At 55.2% G+C, this 13,660-nt stretch carries 8 protein-coding genes, 1 tRNA gene and 4 pseudogenes; 6 read left to right on the top strand and 7 right to left on the bottom strand.

All coding sequences use genetic code 11. The annotated features are described in order from the left end of the window. Positions 1 to 1,827 (bottom strand): hypothetical protein, encoded by a 1,827-nt coding sequence (locus tag EC836_RS19635; protein ID WP_123336226.1) that lies wholly within the window; start codon positions 1,825 to 1,827, stop codon positions 1 to 3. 188 nt (positions 1,828 to 2,015) lie between these two features. Continuing rightward, a pseudogene (locus tag EC836_RS19630) lies at positions 2,016 to 2,335 on the bottom strand (winged helix-turn-helix domain-containing protein); the annotation flags it as partial. A gap of 64 nt (positions 2,336 to 2,399) precedes the next feature. Between EC836_RS19630 and EC836_RS19625 the strand changes: the two are divergent. After that, positions 2,400 to 3,546: pseudogene (locus EC836_RS19625) on the top strand (IS3 family transposase). A 30-nt stretch (positions 3,547 to 3,576) separates the two neighbouring features. On the opposite strand, the pseudogene EC836_RS19620 reads toward EC836_RS19625, so the two are convergent. Then, a pseudogene (locus tag EC836_RS19620) lies at positions 3,577 to 3,813 on the bottom strand (Arm DNA-binding domain-containing protein); the annotation flags it as partial. 206 nt (positions 3,814 to 4,019) lie between these two features. Beyond that, positions 4,020 to 4,104 (bottom strand) — tRNA-Leu (locus EC836_RS19615). A gap of 274 nt (positions 4,105 to 4,378) precedes the next feature. On the opposite strand from EC836_RS19615, the gene EC836_RS19610 reads away from it, so the two are divergent. Together EC836_RS19610 and EC836_RS19605 are read left to right on the top strand one after the other, a co-directional pair. After that, the gene (locus EC836_RS19610; protein ID WP_123336224.1) at positions 4,379 to 4,894 is read left to right on the top strand and encodes a DUF2501 domain-containing protein; all 516 of its coding nucleotides are present in this window, start codon (positions 4,379 to 4,381) and stop codon (positions 4,892 to 4,894) included. Between the two features lie 170 nt (positions 4,895 to 5,064). Beyond that, complete coding sequence (locus EC836_RS19605; protein ID WP_123336488.1) at positions 5,065 to 5,871, top strand: alpha/beta hydrolase; 807 nt, start codon at positions 5,065 to 5,067, stop codon at positions 5,869 to 5,871. A gap of 156 nt (positions 5,872 to 6,027) precedes the next feature. On the opposite strand, the gene EC836_RS19600 is transcribed toward EC836_RS19605, so the two are convergent. Continuing rightward, positions 6,028 to 6,648, bottom strand: a complete 621-nt coding sequence (locus EC836_RS19600) for a LysE family translocator (RefSeq protein ID WP_105593114.1) — start codon at positions 6,646 to 6,648, stop codon at positions 6,028 to 6,030. 311 nt (positions 6,649 to 6,959) lie between these two features. Here EC836_RS19600 and EC836_RS19595 point away from each other — a divergent pair, with 311 nt between their 5' ends. Further along, positions 6,960 to 8,477, top strand: coding sequence for a hypothetical protein (locus EC836_RS19595; RefSeq protein ID WP_123336221.1), 1,518 nt, complete (start codon positions 6,960 to 6,962; stop codon positions 8,475 to 8,477). 55 nt (positions 8,478 to 8,532) lie between these two features. Here EC836_RS19595 and EC836_RS19590 read toward each other — a convergent pair. After that, positions 8,533 to 9,311 (bottom strand): annotated as a pseudogene (locus EC836_RS19590) (acetoin reductase). Between the two features lie 234 nt (positions 9,312 to 9,545). On the opposite strand from EC836_RS19590, the gene EC836_RS19585 reads away from it, so the two are divergent. After that, positions 9,546 to 11,048, top strand: coding sequence for a helicase HerA-like C-terminal domain-containing protein (locus tag EC836_RS19585; protein WP_123336219.1), 1,503 nt, complete (start codon positions 9,546 to 9,548; stop codon positions 11,046 to 11,048). Between the two features lie 7 nt (positions 11,049 to 11,055). Further along, the gene (locus EC836_RS19580; RefSeq protein ID WP_123336217.1) at positions 11,056 to 12,333 is read left to right on the top strand and encodes a DUF445 domain-containing protein; all 1,278 of its coding nucleotides are present in this window, start codon (positions 11,056 to 11,058) and stop codon (positions 12,331 to 12,333) included. Between the two features lies 1 nt (position 12,334). Here the strand turns inward: EC836_RS19580 and EC836_RS19575 are convergent, their stop codons facing one another. Further along, the gene (locus EC836_RS19575) at positions 12,335 to 13,495 is read right to left on the bottom strand and encodes an ABC transporter ATP-binding protein (RefSeq protein WP_105593113.1); all 1,161 of its coding nucleotides are present in this window, start codon (positions 13,493 to 13,495) and stop codon (positions 12,335 to 12,337) included. Positions 13,496 to 13,660 lie beyond the last annotated feature (165 nt).

The following is a 13,660-nucleotide window of genomic DNA, read 5'->3' as shown; positions in this document are numbered from 1 at the left end:
TCATTTCATTATGCTATATGATTTCCGAACTTCATCATCATGACCAATTATAAAAAAATCAGCTCCTGATGCCTTAATCGCCGACTCCGCACTGACAAGTAGTACATCCAGCTGTTTTCTCACATTAGATTGCACATTTTTAGCATGATAACTTTTCATTGTATGAGGCTGTACGACTATCACTCTAAATTTTATCTGGCTGTTTTTTTCAAATGACTCTATTGTGCTTAAAAATGAAGCGTGATCACTTTTTTTATTATCATTCCAGCAATATTTCATATTTGAACTTCCAGCGCGTTCTTTTAAATCTTGAACAAGTTTTTTCCTATTTATATACCTTAAGTTTTTAATTGCTTGATTTAATACTATATCATGAGCACCAACTGAAACCCTCCGATCCGAGCTATTAGAATTTGCTGCTTTAATATGTATTAATGAAATATATATTTTCCCGTTGTATTCGACAACATGTATAAAATCAGCTTTCTCTCCAGCACCATCGTCACATAACAGCCACCACGACGGTTTATCGGTAGTAAGAAAATTTTCATGAGTATCCCAGAGGCCACTCCAGTTGTGCTTTATCCAGCAAAAAAGTGATTTCTGAGTACCTATTTTACTTAGAGCTACAATACCTTCATGCTCAGGCTTTTCTTTCAAAATATCAAAACCTTCAAAATCTGCCCAGATGAAATTATTGTAAGAAACATCCCGATATTCTGTTTTAAAGGCACGAGCATTAACAATAGCATGCCCTGATTCATACCAGCACTTTATTAACTCTGGGTAATTAAATATTTTAGAAAAGTAATCGAGCTCTTTCCTTTTTCCTTTCTTTTCATGTAATTCAATGTGTTTAAATTCTATTTCATAATCTTTAACAATAGGAGTGACTTTGATATTCCCGATGCTTATACCTTCTTTGAATACTTCTAAATTGACCGAGGATGAATTTATAGTATCCAATACCTTGTGAGTATAGTTATCACGAATTTTTTGCAATCTATCTTTTTTGGGTTCACTCAACCCGTTACTATGAAATTCAGGCTCAAGAAATGTTAAGTCATAAAGTCCTTTTAGATCTTTTATCTCTGATACGGGAATCGCCAAAATGCTTATAGGATTCTCAACTTTTTCTTTATTTTTATCTATTCTATCTATGATTTCGACAACTCTATTCTCAAATGTATCCCAATCTTTACAAGGCCCCCGCCATAGTGAAGACTTATAAGGATTTAAACCTATAGTGGTTTCTGTTCCATCTAGTGAGGTTCGAACAGCCGACATAGCAAAAGACTGGTCTTCAAGTGGATTCAAAGTTTCGGCAACACTCTCCCCTCCCAATATTTTTGAATCGGCCTTGAAACTCTCCCTTCCATGTATCCCTAGTAGCCATAGCATTTTAATCTTATCTTCATTAATAAAAAGATAATTAAGGTGTTCTATATTTATAACTTGAAGATCAGGAAGCAAGGTCGTGAAAAAATGAGTCCTAATTTCATCCTTCATACCTTTCTCTGAAGTATAAAACGCAAATGTTTTATTTAGACATATAGTAATAAATACATGATTCTCTTCATCCGTAAGAAAATTACCTTTGAACCAACTTGGAGTTTTCAAAACTTGGTAATGTGTATAAAATATTTTAGCTTCGCCTGATGAATCCTCGTGTGTCTCATTCAATACAACACTTTGCTCCTTCCTACCTTCCGTCTCAATAATTTTGACGATAACAGAATGGATTTCAGTAGCACTACTTTTTCCTTCACAAGTTCCTAAAAGGATGGAAAGGAAAGGTTTGATCTGCAACTTATCAACGTGATTCATTTAGTCACCATTGTCGTATCAGTTCTGTAATCTAATTTATAAATTGTCGATAAATTGAACTGTGATCAAGATCACTTAATTAACCATCACAACTTTTTAACATGATAAATTTCTTCATAAAAATCTTAACGAATATAACTTCAGACGAGAAAAAACCGGCCTGAATCAGTGCAGTGTTAATGATTTCCTTATGCATCGCAGCGGGGAAGCCAGTCCGCTTCACAGTCCTCGTGCAGCGTGAGATAGGTCTGCATACCGCTATTAGTCTTACGCTTCAGCAGCTCAATCTCAAACTCCTTCAATGTCTGTGACACAGCAAGCACGAAACCAGTCAGGCTCATCGGATGCGATGCCCTCTGGCCTCCATAGACGACAGGTAGGCGTGATAGAGTTAGCGACGTGGATTAATCGGCCTGATGTTAGCATTACCAATAAACATCCCGTTTGGCGTACTCAGCTGTGACAGATAACCGCAGAAATCAACCAGCGGGTCAGCGCTGCGCTTAATGATCTTACCCAGCAATAGTGGACACGCGGCTAAGTGAGTAAACTCTTCACCAGAGGTGACTCATATGACAAAACCAACAGCGACCAAAAAGCCCCGTAAACAACACACGCCAGAGTTCGGCCAGGAAGCCATCGAGCTTGATGAACATATCGGCGTGGCCGCTGCAGCTCGCGAGCTCAGCCTGTACGAATCACAGCTCTACAACTGGCGCAGCAAACAGCAAAATAAGGCAACGTCCCCTGAGCGCGAGAGCGAACAGGCCGCTGAGATTGCTCGCCTCAAACGCCAGCTGGCTGAAAAGGACGAGGAGCTGGCCATTCTCCAAAAGGCCGCGACATACTTCGCGAAACGCCTGAAATGAAGTATGTCTTCATCGAAAACCATCAGGCTGAGTTCAATTTAAGCTATGTGCCGGGTGCTGCGCGTGGCCCGCAGCGGCTGGTATGCATGGCGGAGCCGTGGCACGGTTATCAGTGCACGCCAGCGCTTCCGACAGAGACTGCGACAGCTTGGCCAGTAAAGCCTTCAGCCTGAGTAAACAGCGCTACGGAGCCCCTCGCCTGGCAGAAGGGCTGCGTGCGCAGGGTCTGACAAACGATAGCCTCCAGCCTGCGGCGTCAGAGTCTGCGGGAAAAAGCTTCTCGTCGGTTCAGTCCTGTCAGCTACCGTGAGCACGGTCTGCCGGTATCAGAAAACCTGCTGAAGCAGGATTTTAACGCCAGCGGCCCGAACCAGAAGTGGTCGGGAGACATCACGTACTTACGTACGGATGAAGGCTGGCTGTACTGGCCGTGATTATTGACCTCTGATCGCGGGCCGTTATCGGCTGGTCGATGTCATCACGGGTGACGGCAAGCCTAGCCTGCGATGCGCTTCAGATGGCGTTATGGCGGCGCAAGCGGCCAAAATACGTTATCGTTCATACGGATCGGGGCGGGCAATACTGCTTAGCGGACTATCAGGCGCTGCTGAAGCGGCATAATCTGCACGGGAGCATGAGCGCCAGGGGGAACTGCTATGATAACGCCTGCGCGGAGAGCTTCTTCCACTCGCTGAAGGTGGAATGCATCCATGGAGAACGTTTTACCAGCCGTGAAATAATGCGGGCAACGGTGTTTAATTATATCGAGTGTGATTACAATCGCTGGCGCCGTCACAGTGCCTGCGGCGGCCTCAGCCCGGAACAGTTCGAAAACCAGACCCTCGCTTAGGGACGTGTCCACTTCACGTGGGTAAGATCAGTATGCCTCTGCTGATTCGGCTTGAGCTTCTTTATTTTCTGCTTTGGTGTCTATCACCTGCCCTAACTGCTTTTTAGCTTCTTCACGCTTAACGCGAGCCTCAGCAAGCGTGACTGTCGGCCAGACACCAAACGCCAGACGGTCTTCTTTTTTGTCAGCAGGACGCCGGTACTTCATGCGCCAGTATTTAGATCCTTTGGCAAACACCTCAAGATACAAACCGCCACCGTCGGCCATTTAATAGTTTTTCTCTTTAGGATTTACGGTTTCGACTTGGCGGGCATTAAGCTTTACTTGGGGGCACATTTTCTATCGAAGTGAGGATGCCCCCAGCTATGCCCGGATTGCAACGGATATGCCCGGACGAATTTGGAGCAAAAAAAAAGCCTCTCGGCTTTTTTTCAGTAACTGTATATCAGTTACTGACGTTCTCAAACAATCTATGGTGCCGAAGGCCGGAATCGAACCGGCACGCCTCGCGGCGGTTGATTTTGAATCAACTGCGTCTACCGATTTCGCCACTTCGGCACTGAAGGGTATGCGGAAAACGTTGGCGATTATACCGTTACCCCCTGTTTACGCAACTCAAATCCTCACCCATCGTTACCAAGTGCTGAAAAATCCAGCGAAGCCCGATGCGAATTCCCGTCCCGCCCCAGATTACTCTCAATCCTTAGCCATTAACTGCGGCTGCTGTTGCGTTCACGGAACTCGGCTGTATTTTGGCAGTCGGAACAGTCGATTGTCGCGTTCGTGTTTGCATGCGGCCGGTATGATGACAGAACGTTAACAGGGCATAATCATGATGAAAGTTACCCACCTGGTCATGGCGCTTTCCCTTTCGGGCGCCCTTTTCTCCGCAGCAGCTAATGCCACCAGCTGGCAGGATCAGTTAAGCTCCGCCGCCAATGCGCTGGGGCAAAGTTCAGAGAGCGGCAGCGGCACCGCCAAAGATACTACCGCGCAGAGCGGCACCTCGCTGGGGGCGCTGGCCGGGCTGCTGAACGGCGGCAGTCAGTCGCTGAGCGCCGGGACCATGACTAACGCCGCCGGTGTGTTGCAGTACTGCATGAAGAACAATCTGGTGGATAACAACGTTTCCTCCATGAAAGAACAGCTGCTTGGCAAGCTGGGCCTGCAGGATACGCAGAAGCAGCAGCAGTCCACCGACTATCAGCAGGGGCTGCTGGGGCTGCTGAACACCGGCAACAATCAGCAGGTGAACCTCAAATCGCTGGGCGAAACGCAGCTCGGCAAGCAGGTAAAAACCAAAGCCTGTGATTTAGTGTTGAAGCAGGGGTGGAAGTTTATCTCTTAATGAACCACGCTTGTTAAGCGGAGAGGCTGTCCCCTCCCCGTTCTTTTCAGGGCTGCGCTAAGCGGCCCTTTTTTATTGCTGCCGATCGCATCCGGCATCAATAGTCAAAGACAGCCGCATCTTCAGCCGTCAGGATGATTACCCTGGCTGAAAATAATAAGGACAACGTCATGTCTGATTACCACTTAACTCACCTTTCTGGTCATCTGGGCGATATCGCGCTGCATCACTGGCCGGTGACGCAGCCGCGTTTTCTGGTGCTGCTGGTTCACGGCTACGGCGAGCATCTGGGCCGCTATCATCACGTTGCCGCAAAGCTGAATCAGCTGGGCGGCTACGTGTTTGGCCCGGATCATCTCGGCCACGGTCTGTCGCAGGGAGAGCGGGTGCTGATTGAGGATTACGACGCGGTGGTGGACGATGTGCACCTGGCGGTGGCCACGGTGCGTCAGCAGTTCCCCGACCTGCCGTTGGTAATTGTCGGCCACTCGATGGGCGGGATGATCGCCACCCGTTACGCACAGCGCTTCGCCGACGAGGTGCGCGCGCTGGTGCTCTCCGGTCCGCTGCTGGGTGAACATACGCAGATTAGCGATATGTATGGGCTGGAAGACATCCCCGATACGCCGCTGGATATCCGCACCCTGTCGCGCGATCCCGAGGTCGGCGCGAAATATCAGGCCGATCCGCTGGTGTGGCACGGGCCGTTTAAGCGTGCCACGCTGGGGGCGATGTGCGACATGCTGAGCACCATCCATCACGGTCCGGGCTTCGGCAGTCTGCCAACGCTGTGGCTGCACGGTGAGGGGGATAAGCTGGTGCTGCTGAATGAGAGCCAGCAGACGCTGAATAAGCTGCGCGGCAGTGATTTTGACCGTGAGCTGTACAGCGGTGCGCAGCATGAAATTTTTAATGAGACCAATCAGGATGAAGTGCTGCGCCGCGTCAGCGGATTTATCGTGCGCGCGCTTGGCTGAATCACAGCGGGGAGGATCGCTCCCCGCCTTCGATCGCTTCACCGTCAGCCCATTCCGGGCAGAGGCACCGCTTCACGATCGCACCGATTCCCGGCAATACCGTCAAAATACAATAAAACGAATGCCCGGCAGTGCCATCACTTCACAGAAGCGCCATCACTTCACAATCAGCCGGATACCGAGCAGCGCCATCACCCCACCGCCCAGGCGATCGAGCGGGGCTTTAAAGCGCAGATAGGTATTACGCGGGCCGCGAGAAGACAGCGCGAAGGCCACGAACAGATACCACAGTCCGTCAACCATCATCGCCACCAGCGGGATCGCCAGATACATGCTGAGGGAAACCTGCTGCGGCAGCAGTGCAGCAAATACGCCGCTGAATACCACGGCGGTTTTGGGATTGCTCAGCTGGGTGGTCAGCGCGGTCAGGAAGGCCCGGCGGGCGGTTTTACCGTTGCTGCCCGGCAGATCCAACGCTAAGGGCTGGCGCGCGCCGCGGAACATTTTATACGCCATCCACAGCAGGTAGAGGCCACCGGCGGTTTTCAGCACCAGCCACAGGGTCGGCACGGCGCTCAGCAGCGTGTGCAGCCCGGCAAGGGCGATAATGGCGAACAGGAAGCTTCCCGCTCCCATTCCTAATGCGGCACCAATGCCCGCGCGGCGCGATGACGCCACTGCGGTCCGCGCCACCAGAATAAAGCTCGGGCCGGGGCTCATCGCGCCCAGCCCCAGCGCTGCACCAATTGAGACTACCGATAATACCGCTGCATCCATCATTCACCTCCCTCATTGTTAGCCTTCTAACTTACTGAGTCTGTGGCCCGTCTGGCAATCGTGAGCATACAAAATTTTCTTCCACGCATGTACTGCGTTGGCACTGGTCGCGGCGCTCCGTGCAGGTGAAACCAACTCGCCTGGCGCGTTATCCCAATCCGGGCATGGCGCATGCTCTGTTACAGCACAGATGTCGGCCGCACCGCATCCTCCGTCTGGCGTCATCAGCGGCAATCGGGTATTTACAGCCCGGTGGCAGCGCGTCATTATTCGTCAGAGAACGGTAAATTTATCTAACCAATTGAGGTGACATGGAAAAGGATTTAACCACCCTGCTGGCGGAACGGGACGTGCTGAAGCACAAGGCCGAACTGGAGCAACTGCGCGAGGAGAATCGCCGGCTGCTGCAGCAGGTACAGGATAAAATCGACAATGCTCAGCTGGAAATCACCGACAAAGCCATCAGCCGCTCGATGGAGGTGCTGGAGAAAACCCGCCTCTGGCTGCAGTGGGGCGTTGCCGCGTTCGCGGTGCTGGTCACCGTCGCTGGCCTGATTGGCTACAACGGCCTCGATAAGCGGCTGACCGCCTACTACACCGATACGGTGCACAACTGGCTGCGCTTTGAGGATGACAACAGCGGCGGCCGTAAGGCGCTGGAAGATCTGCGCACCAGTGCCCTGCTGGACTCGTTAACCCTGCGCTACGCCCGCGAACGCAGCGGCTCCGGCTATGCCCGGGTCACACTCAACGCCGCGGAGGAGCAGCGGCTGATGGCGCTGATCGTCAATCCTGCCACCGATGAGTCGCAGTACCGCGACGCGCTGAATCTGATTATCAAAAGCCGCGGCATGTTCGGCCGGGTTTATGACGACGATACCGGTAAGCAGCTCGCCGCCATCGCCCGTGACGAGAAGTACAGCAACGCCAAGCGCGCGGCAATTTTCGCCACCATGCAACACGAGCGCGCTCTTCTGCCGCTATCGCGCGGGCTGCTCAATGATACCAGCGGGCGTAACGATGAAGGCATTCTGATGTATGCCTTCGACAACGTGCGCAAGTTCGACGACCGTCAGGCGCAGGCGTTCGCCAGGCAGCATCTGGAGAGCTTTAAAAACGACAGCTATCGTATCAGGCTGGCCAAATACCTGATCGATAGCGGCGCCGACGGCGAAAACATCGACCGCCTGCTCGACCAGCTGAAGCACCAGAAGCAGGAGATGTGGATGAGCGGCTATCAGGAGATCGTCTTCGCGCGCATTATGCATGCGTTGTCGGCGATACCGGTGGACGTGCCCGCCGCCGCACAGCTTCTCTCGCAGCAGATTGACGCGGGCCTGCAGCTGAAGCTGGACGATTTTGCCACTCAGCGCCCGTATATACAGCTGTCGCTGGAGCGATATTCGCAGTCGCTGGAGCAACCGCAGCAGGTGGTGGGCAATCCGGCACTGGTTGATGCGGTAGTGAAGGCGCAGCCACTAACTCTGGCGCGGCTGGCGCGGATGAGTGAGTTCTTCCAACTGAGCGACCGCAACTTCTGGCTCACCACGCTGATGATGCAGCCCGGCGCGGAAACCCGCCTGCAGCTGGCAGACGGACGCAAGGTGGCGGGCAGCGAGGTGCTGGCGGCGGTATGGCTGCGGGTCGAGCCGCGCGCCGGGCAGCCAGCGTTAATCGCCAGCTGGCGGGATAAAAGTGGCGCAGCACAGGAAGGTATCGTCAGCGGCATCGCAGGCGGGGAGAGCGCCCGCTTCCACGTTGATTACCATCAGGATCAGCTAACCAGCTATACGTGGCACCGCGACTACAGCGATCCGGACCTGCTGTAGCACAAACAAAGCAGCGCCGGGGAGGCGCTGCCGAAAGGCGAACCGCGCCCGCGGATTAACGGAATACCAGACCGCCGTCGATCAGCGGTGCCTGGCCGGTCATATAGTCAGAATCCGGGCCTGCCAGGTAAGAGACAAACGCGGCCACGTCGTCCGGGGTTTCGGCGCGGCCAAGGGCGATGCCGGAAACGTATTTATCGTAGGTGGCCCCCAGTGGCGCGCCGGTCTCTTCGGACATGCGTTTATCGATCTCCACCCACATATCGGTGCCGACCACGCCCGGGCAGTAGGCGTTAACGGTGATGCCGAACGCCGCCAGCTCTTTCGCCGCAGCCTGGGTCAGCGCGCGCACGCTGAATTTGGTGGCGGAGTAGATGCCGAGCAGCGCAAAGCCTTCATGGCCGGCAATGGAAGAGGCGTTGATGATTTTGCCCTTCTGCTTGCGCTCTTTAAACTTGCTGGCCGCCGCCTGAATGCCCCACAGCGTGCCCTGCACGTTGATCTGGAAGATCTTTTCTACTTCCTGCTGGTGACGGAAAGCAGGTTTTTGGTCTGGCTGATCCCGGCGTTATTGACGATCACGTCAAAGCCACCGAGCTGTTTCTCCGCCTCATTCACCGCCGCGAACACTTCTTCGCGCACGCTGATATCGGCTTTGATGGTGATCGCACGGCGACCCAGGGCTTTCACCTCTTCGGCCACCAGCTTAATTTTGTCGTCGTTCAGGTCTACCAGTGCAATATCTGCCCCGTCGCGTGCCAGTCGTAATGCAATTCCACGACCAATCCCCTGACCCGCGCCGGTTACCAGGACCACTTTTCCATTAATTGACATAGCGTTACCCTTATCAGATGAATAAACCAGCCCAGATAATTAGTCCGCTTATCATTTTATGCCTATGGTAATTTGTGCTATTGGATGTATTACGATTGATAATCTTGATTTACATAAGTCTACGCGTATTGCGGCAGTGAAAACGTCTGCACGGACTTGCCGTACAACTGCCGGGCCCTGCCTGCTATGCTTGAAGGATAATCACCCGCCTTTCAACCAGATGGATACCTGACTATGACCGAGCCGCTGCTGATTGCCCGAACCCCTGAACACCTGCTGCATCTGCTGCCCGCCTTTGCCAACCGCCACGGGCTGATCACCGGCGCAACCGGCACCGGGAAAACCGTCACGCTGCAAAAAATTGCCGAAAGCTTCTCCGCCATCGGCGTGCCGGTGTTTTTAGCGGATGTGAAGGGCGATTTGACCGGGATAGCGAAAGACGGCGTCAGCTCTGAAAAGCTCAGCGCGCGGCTGGCCAAAATCGGCGTCACCGACTGGGAGCCGCAGAGCAATCCGGCGGTGCTGTGGGATATCTTCGGCGAGCGCGGCCATCCGGTGCGGGCCACGGTCAGCGATCTCGGCCCGCTGCTGCTGGCGCGCCTGCTGAACCTTAATGAAGTGCAGAGCGGCGTGCTGCAAATCATCTTCCGCGTGGCCGATGACCAGGGGCTGCTGCTGCTTGATTTTAAAGATCTGCGGGCGATGACCCAGTACATCGGCGAGAACGCCAAAGCTTTTCAGAGCCAGTACGGCAATATCAACAGCGCCTCGGTCGGGGCTATCCAGCGCGGTCTGCTGGCGCTGGAGCAGCAGGGCGCGGAATACTTCTTCGGCGAGCCGATGCTGGATATCCGCGACTGGATGCGCACCGACGATGCCGGGCGCGGCATCATCAATATTTTAGCCGCCGAAAAGCTCTATCAGATGCCCAAGCTGTACGCCACCACCCTGCTGTGGCTGCTGTCTGAGCTTTACGAGCAGCTGCCGGAAGCGGGCGATCTCGACAAGCCGAAGCTGGTGTTCTTCTTCGATGAGGCGCACCTGCTGTTCAGCGACGCGCCCCAGGTGCTGTTGGATAAAATTGAGCAGGTGATCCGCCTGATTCGCTCGAAGGGCGTCGGCGTCTGGTTTGTGTCGCAGAACCCGGCGGACATCCCCGATATGGTGCTTGGCCAGCTCGGTAACCGCGTGCAGCACGCCCTGCGCGCCTTTACGCCGAAGGATCAGAAAGCGGTTAAGGCCGCGGCGGACACCATGCGCGCCAATCCCGCCTTCGATACCGTTACCGCCATTCAGGAGCTGGGCACCGGCGAAGCGCTGATCTCGTTTCTCGATGAAAAAGGCAGCCCGTCGGTGGTGCAGCGTGCGATGGTGATCGCCCCCGGATCGCGGATGGGTCCGGTCACCGACGACGAACGCAACGGTCTGATCAATCACTCGCCGCTCTCGGGCAAGTATGATGAAGTGCTGGACCGAGAATCCGCGTGGGAAAAACTGCAGCAGGGCGCGCAGGAGGCCAGCGATCGGGCCAGCGCACCGCCGGCCAAAGGCAACAGCGTGGCGGTGGATGACGGCATTCTCGGCGGGCTGAAGGATATTCTGTTCGGCAGCACCGGGCCGCGCGGCGGCAAGCGCGACGGGGTGATGCAGAGCGTGGCGAAAAGCGCCGCACGGCAGATCACCAATCAGATTATTCGCGGCGTGCTGGGCAGTATTATGGGTGGCAGGAAGAAGTAAGGAGCTTATGGATAAAGAACATGAACTGAGGCAGGCAAAGCGCCTGCCGCTGCTGTTACTGGGGGGCGCGGCGCTGCTGTTTATCGCCACGCTGATCTGGCCGCTGTACTACCCGCCGAGCCTGTGGGTGAGCGGGCTGAAGGCGGTGGCCGAGGCGTCGATGGTGGGCGCGCTGGCGGACTGGTTCGCGGTCAGCGCGCTGTTCCGCCGGGTGCCAATCCCGCTGGTCGGCCGCCACACGGCGATCATTCCGCGTAACAAGGATCGCATCGCCGACAACCTTGCGCTGTTCGTGCAGGATAAATTCCTCAACACCGGATCGCTGCTGGAGCTGATCCGCCGCCACGATCCGGCGCGGATCGTCGCCGAATGGCTGAGTAAAGCGGAGAACGCCGCGCGGCTCAGCGGCTATCTGCTGAAGCTGGTGCGCGGCTTTCTCGACCTGGCCGACGACCGGCGCATCCAGCAGTTTATGCGCCAGGCGATCCACAAGGCGATCGACAAGGTGGATCTCAGCCAGTCGTCGGCGCTGATCCTGGAAAGCCTGACCAAAAATAACCGCCACCAGCAGCTGCTGGATGACGCCCTCGCCCAGGTGCTGCAGCTGATTAACCGCCCCGGCACCCACGAATTTATCGCCCTGCAGGTGGTGCGCTGGCTTAAGCGTGAGCACCCGCTGAAGGAAAAAATGCTGCCCAGCGAATGGCTGGGGGAAAAGAGTGCCGATCTGGCGGCCAGCGCAGTGCAGTCGATTCTCAGCGAGATCGAAAACGATCCCACCCACGCGCTGCGCCAGGGCTTTAATCGTGCGGTGCAGCGGCTGATCGTACGGCTGAAAACCGATCCGGAGATGGCGCAGAAGGCCGAAGAGGTGAAGCGCTACCTGAAAGAGGACGAGGCGCTGAACGGCTATATCGCCCAGCTGTGGGGCGATCTGCGCGGCTGGCTGAAGGAGGATCTCAGCCGCGAGGACTCCCGCCTGCATGCGAAGGTCAGCGCCGCCGGGCAGTGGTTCGGCGACACGCTGATGCAGGATGCCACCCTGCGCAGCTCGCTGAACCAGCATCTGGAAGAGGCGGCGGCGGGCGTGGCGCCGGAGTTCTCCGACTTCCTCAGCCGCCATATCAGCGACACGGTCAAAAGCTGGGACGCGGCCGATATGTCGCACCAGGTGGAGCTGAATATCGGCCGCGATTTACAGCGCATCCGCATTAACGGCACGCTGGTCGGCGGCGCGATCGGCCTGTTGCTCTATCTGCTGTCGCTGATCCCGATGCTGATTTAGCTCAGCTGTGCCGGGCGATCTGCTGCTGGCTGTACTCGGCGCTGTAGAGGAACGGGGTGTGCAGCCCGCCGTCCAGGTGAGTAAACGGCACCAGCGCCCCGTTATCGTCAAACAGATGGATCTGCGCGGGGTCGATGGACAGTTCCACAAAATCCCCCGGCTGGCTGACGCGCCCCGGCGTCAGGCGCGCGGTCAGCTCCTGCTCCTCCACGCGGCACAGCGCCAGCGTATCGGAACCCAGCGGCTCAATCACATCGGCCAGCGCCGGCAGCGGAATGCGCTCGCTGCGTACGCCAAAGCGCGGCGGTTCCAGATGTTCCGGGCGAATGCCCATCAGCAGCCGGGTGCCGTGCTCCGCCTCAACCGAGCGTAGTGGGATCTCGCAGCGGCCAAACTTCAGCACCGGCCCGCCGGTCAGCTGCTGCACTTCCACTTCCAGCATGTTCATCTGCGGCGATCCGATAAACTCGGCGACAAACTTGTTCACCGGATGGTTATACACCTCCATCGGCGTGCCCACCTGTTCGATGCGCCCCTCGCGCAGGATCACCACCCGGTCCGCCAGCGTCATCGCCTCCACCTGATCGTGGGTCACGTAGATGGTGGTGGTTTTCAGCAGCGCGTGCAGCCGCTTGATTTGAATACGCATATCCACGCGCAGCTTGGCGTCCAGGTTGGAAAGCGGCTCATCGAACAGGAAGGCGCGCGGGCGGCGGATAATCGCCCTGCCCATCGCCACGCGCTGCCGCTGGCCGCCGGAGAGCTGCCCGGGTTTACGCGCCAGAAGATGGCTCAGCTGTAGCATTTTGGCGATCTCTTCCACCCGCTGGCGGGTATCTTCACGATCGTTATTTTTCATTTTCAGGCCGAAAGCGATGTTCTCCGCGATGGTCATATGCGGATAGAGCGCGTAATCCTGGAACACCATCGCAATCTCCCTTTCGCTCGGTTCCAGGTGGTTCACCACCTCATCACCGATGCGCAGCAGGCCGCCGGAGATCTCTTCCAGCCCGGCGATCATCCGCAGCAGGGTGCTTTTTCCGCAGCCGGACGGGCCGACAAAAGCCACGAATTCACCGTCTTCGATATGCAGATCGATACCGTGAATGGCCTGAATATGCTCGTAACGCTTGGTAATTTTTTCCAGTGAAATCACTGCCATGGTTGTTGCCTCATCGTTCCAGGTCATGGCCGGGATACCGCAGACTTCCAGACGACCATGCAGAGTGAAGGTAAGTCATCTCCCGATTTTTATTTTTCCGGGTCGATCACATTTTCAGAACCGTACATTGCATGTTTTTTGTTCGTAAGTATAAATATCGTTATC

The sequence above is a fragment of the Erwinia sp. JUb26 genome (assembly GCF_003751505.1).
Classification (GTDB): domain Bacteria; phylum Pseudomonadota; class Gammaproteobacteria; order Enterobacterales; family Enterobacteriaceae; genus Erwinia.
This window is presented reverse-complemented; position numbering and strand designations above follow the sequence as displayed.